Origin of the sequence: Ancylobacter oerskovii (assembly GCF_018390555.1) — a bacterium.
GTDB lineage: Bacteria > Pseudomonadota > Alphaproteobacteria > Rhizobiales > Xanthobacteraceae > Ancylobacter > Ancylobacter oerskovii.
The window spans coordinates 1-6,777 of the sequence record NZ_JAHBGB010000008.1 but is presented as its reverse complement, the minus strand read 5'-3'; the positions used below and the strand labels follow the sequence as shown (position 1 = coordinate 6,777).

General features: G+C 62.7%; 4 protein-coding genes, 1 tRNA gene and 5 pseudogenes. 5 read left to right on the top strand and 5 right to left on the bottom strand.

The features are described 5' to 3' along the window. Together KHC19_RS07830 and KHC19_RS07825 are read left to right on the top strand one after the other, a co-directional pair. Positions 1 to 225: pseudogene (locus KHC19_RS07830) on the top strand (hypothetical protein); the annotation flags it as partial. 12 nt (positions 226 to 237) lie between these two features. Beyond that, positions 238 to 686, top strand: a pseudogene (locus tag KHC19_RS07825) (IS701 family transposase); the annotation flags it as partial. Here KHC19_RS07825 and KHC19_RS07820 read toward each other — a convergent pair. Further along, positions 684 to 1,634, bottom strand: a complete 951-nt coding sequence (locus tag KHC19_RS07820; RefSeq protein ID WP_213351810.1) for an IS481 family transposase — start codon at positions 1,632 to 1,634, stop codon at positions 684 to 686. The pseudogene KHC19_RS07825 and the gene KHC19_RS07820 overlap by 3 nt on opposite strands. Positions 1,635 to 1,691: 57 nt before the next feature. Between KHC19_RS07820 and KHC19_RS07810 the strand changes: the two are divergent. Both KHC19_RS07810 and KHC19_RS07805 read left to right on the top strand, forming a co-directional pair. Further along, positions 1,692 to 2,534: pseudogene (locus KHC19_RS07810) on the top strand (IS701 family transposase); the annotation flags it as partial. Between the two features lie 543 nt (positions 2,535 to 3,077). After that, positions 3,078 to 3,272, top strand: coding sequence for a DUF2934 domain-containing protein (locus KHC19_RS07805; protein WP_213351808.1), 195 nt, complete (start codon positions 3,078 to 3,080; stop codon positions 3,270 to 3,272). A 160-nt stretch (positions 3,273 to 3,432) separates the two neighbouring features. Here the strand turns inward: KHC19_RS07805 and KHC19_RS07800 are convergent, their stop codons facing one another. From KHC19_RS07800 to KHC19_RS07785, 4 genes and pseudogenes are all read right to left on the bottom strand, one after another. Continuing rightward, the gene (locus KHC19_RS07800; RefSeq protein WP_213351807.1) at positions 3,433 to 3,984 is read right to left on the bottom strand and encodes a recombinase family protein; all 552 of its coding nucleotides are present in this window, start codon (positions 3,982 to 3,984) and stop codon (positions 3,433 to 3,435) included. 59 nt (positions 3,985 to 4,043) lie between these two features. Then, positions 4,044 to 4,346 (bottom strand): annotated as a pseudogene (locus KHC19_RS07795) (integrase core domain-containing protein); the annotation flags it as partial. 4 nt (positions 4,347 to 4,350) lie between these two features. Continuing rightward, positions 4,351 to 5,754 carry an IS30 family transposase gene (locus tag KHC19_RS07790; RefSeq protein ID WP_213351812.1) on the bottom strand — a complete coding sequence of 468 codons (1,404 nt, stop codon included), beginning with the start codon at positions 5,752 to 5,754 and terminating at the stop codon, positions 4,351 to 4,353. A gap of 139 nt (positions 5,755 to 5,893) precedes the next feature. Continuing rightward, positions 5,894 to 6,106, bottom strand: a pseudogene (locus KHC19_RS07785) (transposase); the annotation flags it as partial. 375 nt (positions 6,107 to 6,481) lie between these two features. Here KHC19_RS07785 and KHC19_RS07780 point away from each other — a divergent pair. Then, positions 6,482 to 6,566: transfer RNA gene (locus tag KHC19_RS07780), tRNA-Leu, on the top strand. Positions 6,567 to 6,777 lie beyond the last annotated feature (211 nt).

Below are 6,777 nucleotides of genomic sequence, written 5' to 3'. Positions count from 1 at the left end.
CATGGCGCCAGAGGGAGGGGCGGGCCATTCCATAAAGGCCGCAGCCTTCTTCGCGAGGGAAGCGACATGAGGTTCGCCTTCATCGCGAAGCACCGGAGCATCTGGCCGGTGGCATGGCTATGCGACGTTCTGGACGTCTCGCGGTCGGGCTTGGCTCAATCGCAGCCCAGTGCGCATTCCCGGTACGATGACGTGCTGGCGTCGGCGGTCGACCGGAGCTTCAAGGGACGAGCTAAATTGGAGCGCTGGCTTGCGCCCTTTCTCGATGCTCTGCGACACAAGGTGCGGGCGCGGAGTGCCCGGCCTATGTGGCAGGGCTGATCGGCGGCGGTGATCGCAAGAGCATCCAGCCGATGGCGGCCCGCGACGGTGGTGTCGGCTACGACCAGCTTCATCACTTCATCGCCAGCGGGACCTGGGACGCCGCGCCGCTTGAGAAGGCCTTACTCACTGAGGCCGACAGGATGGTTGGCGGCGCCGAGGCCTGGCTGATCGTCGACGATACGGCGTTGCCGAAGAAGGGCGAGCGCTCGGTCGGCGTCGCGCCGCAATACGCCTCGGCCTTGGGCAAGAACGCCAACTGCCAGACCCTGGTGTCTCTGACCCTGGCGTCCGGTGAAGTTCCGGTCATGGTGGAGTTGCGGCTGTTCCTGCCCGAGAGCTGGACGAGCGATCCCGCGCGACTAGGTGTTCAGTCCCAGGATGTCATGGCTTGGCTGACGGTTGAACAGCTCCGGCCTTTCTGCGCTGATTAGCTTGAGGGCTTCGAGCGGCGTCCTAAACCGAAGCGCCTTGAGCTGCTTGGCGTAGTTGTAAGCCAGCAACCAGTCCCGGACGTGGCGTCTCAGGTCGTCGATTGAGGCGTAGTGGAAGGCGCGGACGGTCGCCTCCTTGATTGTGCGGACCATCCGCTCGGCCTGGCCATTGGTCCAAGGATGATATGGCTTGGTGAGCCTGTGCTCGACGCCGCGCTCGGCGCAGACTCTTCCGAAGACATGGGCGACGGAGCCACTTTCAGCTCTTTTGTCGTGTTGGACGAACTGAACGCCGTTATCGGTCAGCACCGTGTGGATCTTGTAGGGAACGGCCACGAGCAGAGCCTTGAGGAAGCCGGCTGCAACCAGCTTCGTTGCCTTCCGGTAGATCCTGGCGAAGACCAGCTTGGAAGTGCGATCGACGGCCACGAACAGATAGGCTTTGCCGCCCTCGTAGCGCAGTTCGGCAATGTCGATGTGGAAGTAGCCGATCTCATAAGCTTTGAACCGCTTGGGCTTCTCGCGATCGGCCTTCGGCAGGCGCGAGATTCCGTGACGTTGGAGGCAGCGGTGCAGCGACGAGCGCGTCAGATGCGGGATGACGTCCTTCAACGCGACGAACACGTCGTCCAGCGGCAGGCGAGCCTGCACGCGCAGGGCGACGATGGCTGCCTCCTCAATGGCGGAAAGGGTTGAACTGTGCCGCTCCTTCGGGCCCATAGGCTCGTCTTCGACCGTCGGGCGGGATCGCCACTTCCTCACGGTCTTCTCGTTGATCCCGAAGCGGCGCGCGAGCTCCGCGGCCGAAGCTGGCGATCGTTGTAGCTCCGTTCGAACGGCGTGCGTGGTCGTGGCGCTCCCGTGAAGAACCTGGCCCATAGCGCGTCCCTCTCTAACCGAGATAATGATACGCCATCACACTGTGGGACTAAACACCTAGCCCGCGCCGGCGTGCCGGAGGATTTTGGAGGCCATCGGACCAAGCCCGAGATTGCTCTCGCCGAGATCGATCGCGCACGCACGGCCGGCCTGCGCTTCGGCTGCGTACTGGCCGATGCCGGTTATGGCCTCTCCGCGCCATTCCGACAGGGGTTGAGCGCGCGTGGCCTCACCTGGGCCGTCGGCTGGGTGCGCGCCAGAAGGTCTATCCGGTCGACGTGGCCCTCATCTTTCCCGTCGCGGGGGGCGGCCGCCCGCGCAAGAACCACGTGCCCGACGGGAAGTCGGTGTCGGCGGGGAAGACGCTGGCGACGGCGCCCTGGCGCACGCTGAGTTGGAGGCGTGGCACCAAGGGGCCGCTGAAGGCCCGGTTCGCCGCTGTGCGGATCAAGGTGGCCGACGGGCCGCCCCAGAGGATCGGCGACATGGGACAGCAGCATCTGCCGGGAGAAGAGGCCTGGCTGATCGGCGAACATCGCTCGAATGGAGAGCGTAAATATTACCTCTCGAACCTGCCCGCCGACACGGCACTCAAGCGCCTGACCGGCGCCATCAAGGCGCGCTGGATCTGCGAGCCGGCGCACCAGCAGATGAAGGAGGAACTCGGGCTCGATCACTTTGAGGGACGATCATGGACGGGCCTGCATCGGCACGCGCTCATGACCATGATCGCCTACGCCTTCCTTCAATCCCGCCGCCTCAAGCAGGCGAAGCGGGAAAAAAGAAACCAGGCCCGCCACCCCAGCCGACCCTGCCAGCGATCCGCGCGGCCATCATCGCCAGGCTCGAACGGCCACCCCCAACGCGATGTCCGCATTGTCACCGCCGGCTCAGTTCTGACAATCTGACAAAGTAGTGCTAGCAATACATGGCTAGCTTGCTGCGCGACACGGCGGATTTTAGCTGGAGGAGCAGGGCGGGGGTAATGCTGATCTTGCATTCCAGAGTTGCAGTTTTTAACTTTTCAAAAACTCCAACATGTCGTATTCATCCAGTGCCCCGTGCTACTCTCGCCCCAAGCTGAGTGGCGCTCGGTAAGGCCGAGCGCGACCCGAAATGCGCTCGGCCAACCGCCCCAGGTTAATTGGCGGTGTGACTGCGCCCTCGTGTCTCACGCGTCTTCCGATCTATATGGCATCCGCGGCAGCGGCCCGCTTTTGGCGCCATGTGCGGGTTGTTGCCATGCCCGAGCATGACGTTTATCGTATCAAGCTTCCCGAAGCATGTCAGCTAGCGGCCGACTCCTCGCAACCGCTGAATCTACCATTCCACGAGGTTCATACCATCGCACGCCCCAAGATTATCTAGCATATATCGTAGACTGGCCGACTGCGGATGATAGTTTATGCCATAGAACTTTGGTGATTGGACTGGGGAAACTTGATGGCCGAGAGAAACGAGCAGATCCGTCAGAAGGCACATAAGCTTTGGGAGGAGGAGGGGCGCCCAGAGGGACAGGCCGAACGCCACTGGCTTCAGGCTAAGAAGGTCGTGGTGCAAGCTGCCGCAAGACGGCGAGCCAAGAAGATCGCGGCAAACGGAGCCTCCAAATTCGCAGCAGATCCATCGAGAAGCTGACAGAATTCAATGTCTTGGCCATCTCATGGTGATGCTCGGCGCTCGAACTGTCATCAACGCGTCTGATGGTGTTTTCCGTACTATCGAGAGGGATTGCAGAGGCTGTCCAGAGCACTCGTGTTCACCGACTGGCTCGGTCGACCTCCGATCTTGAACGCAGTTAGGTGACGTTACTCCGGAGCAGGCGATAGACAGAGGCCCGGCTAATGGCGAGTTTCTTCGCGATGTCAGTCGGGCCGAGACCGCGAGCTCGGAGACGGGCAATAGCCGCCGGATCGATGGTCGGCTGGCGCCCCCTGTAAGAGCCGTCACTCTTCGCTTTCGCTATGCTATCGACCCGACGCTCGCGGAGGAGTTCCGCCTCGAACTCGTACAATACTTCCAACACGTCGAGGAACATCCTGCCAGTGGGTTTGCTGGTGTCGATGGGCCGTTCGATCGTCTTCAACGAAGCACCCTTCGTGTGCAGTTCGCGCAGAATATCTTGCAGGCTAGTGATAGATGCTGCCAGGATATGGAGCCTAGTGACCATGAGCACATCACCTGCACGGATGAAGTTCAGGATGGTGCGTAGCTCTTTGCGCCCCGCCATCGTCGCGCCGACTCGCTTCTCCTCACGGATAACCTCGCAGCCAGCCTTGTACAGCGTTTCAACCTGAAGCGCCGTGCCCTGTTCAAGCGAACTTGGGCGCACATATCCGATCACAGCCATCACCGGCTTTCCTCGCTGAATGAACCGCCCTGGGCTTGCCGGAGGCCGTTTCGTTTGAGTCACGCCGCCCGTTTCTGCTCGTCGAGCATGGTGTGGTAGCGTTCCTCGGCTTCGACCGGCGGGATGTTGCCGATGGGCTCCAGCAGCCGGCGATGGTTGAACCAATCGACCCAGGTTAGCGTCGCGAACTCGACGGCCTCGAAGGATCGCCGGGGACCCCGCCGATGGATGACCTCGGCCTTATAGAGGCCATTGATCGTCTTGGCGAGAGCGTTGTCGTAGCTGTCATCCACGCTGCCGACGGAGGGCTCGATGCCGGCTTCCGCCTGGCGCTCGCTGTATCGGATGCTCACGTATTGGGCGGATTCAAGCGGTCGTCGCAACGGGTTGCTTTTCGGCTTGCCGTAGCAGCGCGTCAAGCGCCTCAGCCGGCGTCTTCCAGTCCAGGGTTTTCCGCGGCCGAGCATTGAGCGCGGCGGCGATGGCGCCTATCTCATCCCGGCTGTGAGCACTGAGGTCCGTGCCTTTCGGGAAGTACTGGCGCAGCAAGCCATTCGTGTTCTCGTTCATGGCCCGCTGCCAGGGGCTGTGCGGATCGCAGAAGTAGATATCCAGGCCCGCGTCGACTCTCAGCTGAGCGTGCTCCGCCATCTCGGATCCCTGGTCCCAAGTCAGCGATCTCTTGAGCTCGCCAGGCAGACCGACGATCGTCCGGGTGATCGCCTCGCGCACGGCGGTTGCTCCGTGGCCGGCAAGCGGCGGCGCGTTCTTCACTCTTGGCGCCTCGCCGTAGCCGGGCATGCGCGGCAGATACGGCATGGTGAAGCGCGTGATGCGCTCCACCAGCGTACCGATGGCAGAGCGATTAAGGCCGAGGATCAGGTCGCCTTCCCAATGGCCGGGCACTGCGCGGTCAGCTGCCTCCGCCGGCCGCTCGCTGATCATGATTTCAGGCGCGACGAAGCCCCAGCCGCGCCCCCGCGTGCGCGCCCCTGGAACCCGCAGCACCCGCCCGCAGCGCAGGCATGCCGTCAGTTCGCGCCGCAGAGCACCGCGCCCTTGGATGAACAGCGACTGATAGATGGCCTTGTGACTGATGCGCATGGTCGAGTCGTCCGGAAAGTCGATCGGCAGACGCCGTGCGATCTGTTCAGGATTCCAGGCCCGTGCCCATCGTCGCTCTTGCCGCCGTCCATGTCGACGTCCGTTCCATGTAACGCGCGGTCCTGCGAGGGCGCCTCCGTCGACGGTCGTGACCAGGCCGGCCAGACGCTCATGCTCGTAATCGCACAAAGCCTGATTGCCGGCTAGCTTGCTCGGCTTGGGCCGACGCGCCGAACGCTCCGCATGCCATTGCGCCGTGGTCGCGCGATACTGGAAGTCACCGCTGCGGGTCGCTGCGTTGCGTCGCAGCTCGCGCGAGATCGTGGAAGCGGCCCGCCCAAGCCGGCACGCAATCGCCTGCATCGAGTAGCCCTTCACCCGCATGAGCGCGATCTCTTCGCGTTCTCCGAGCGACAGATAGCGGCCAGACAAGGGCTTGGCTGACGGCTTGTAGATCGTTGGAGCCATCCCGCCCGCCTTCCGGAACCAACGCGCGCCCACGGCTTGAGCGACGCCGGCCAAAGCCGCAGCATCCTCGCTTGACGAGCCGGTGGCAATCGCAGCCCAGAACGACACCCGCTCGGCCCGACCGGACGCAGATGGACGCCCGGGCGAGTGCAAAGGCCTCCTTCCCGACCTTCCCGACCGCCGCTTCGACTTCGTCATCGTAACATCCTCCGTGATGTTGCGACGACTGCTTGAATCCGCCTTGTGAGCCGCGATCACTATGGTGCACGAGGCCGCCGCGATGAACAGGGCGGCGCTCATGCAGGGCCTGCTCCAGCGCAAGCGCCTTCAGCTACGCGGCCATGTCCGTCGTCAGCCCAGGCTTGCGGCCGCTGTCGACCCCGGCTTTCTTCACCCACTCGTTCAGCGTCTGCGCCGTGCAGCCGATTTTGCTCGCGATCGACGCGATCGCCGCCCAGCGCGACGGATGCTCGGCTTCGTGATCCAGCACCAGCCGCACCGCCCGGGTGCACACCTCCGGCGAGAACTTGTTCGTCGTCTCGCCTGTCATGGCTCCACCTTCAGGAGTTGGGGCCTCCGGCAAACCCGGGGCGGTTCATAGCAGTGCCTACATCTCTCGCGCGTACTTGTAATACTGCGTGACTATAATTGCTCCCTGGAGGCACCGATAAGACTGACGTGGATCATCTGGCAAACTCCCGCGCGACGAGAACTGGCGCGACATCCCGCGAGACTGTGCTCGCTGCTCAACTGGGAGATGATAGTCCGACCTGCCGGTTGCTCTTGGCGTTTGGCAAGTCAGGAGAGGTGTCGGTATGCGCCATCCACTTTGTCTGGTGCTTGCCACGTGCTATCTGGGGAGCCAACCTTGGCCACTACCCTCGTAGCGTGAGCAATCGCAAATTGCCCGCACCGGCCATCCAAGGCGGACGTGGCGGAACCGGTAGACGCAGCGGACTTAAAATCCGCTTCCTTACGGAGTGCGGGTTCGAGCCCCGCCGTCCGCACCAAGGCCCGCCTATGATGGCATGCAGCTGACCTTATCAACGTCGTGACAGAAGGTTGGGACCGTTGCCTCGCCCGGATTGATATGAAGATATTTTCCATAATCTTTGTTCAGCGACTGATGAATGTCGGTGCAAAGTTAAGATGCCATACCTCGTCGCGAGACGGTGCGGCGTATCGCCGAATCAGCTTTTCACCTGGCGACGGCTTGCCGAA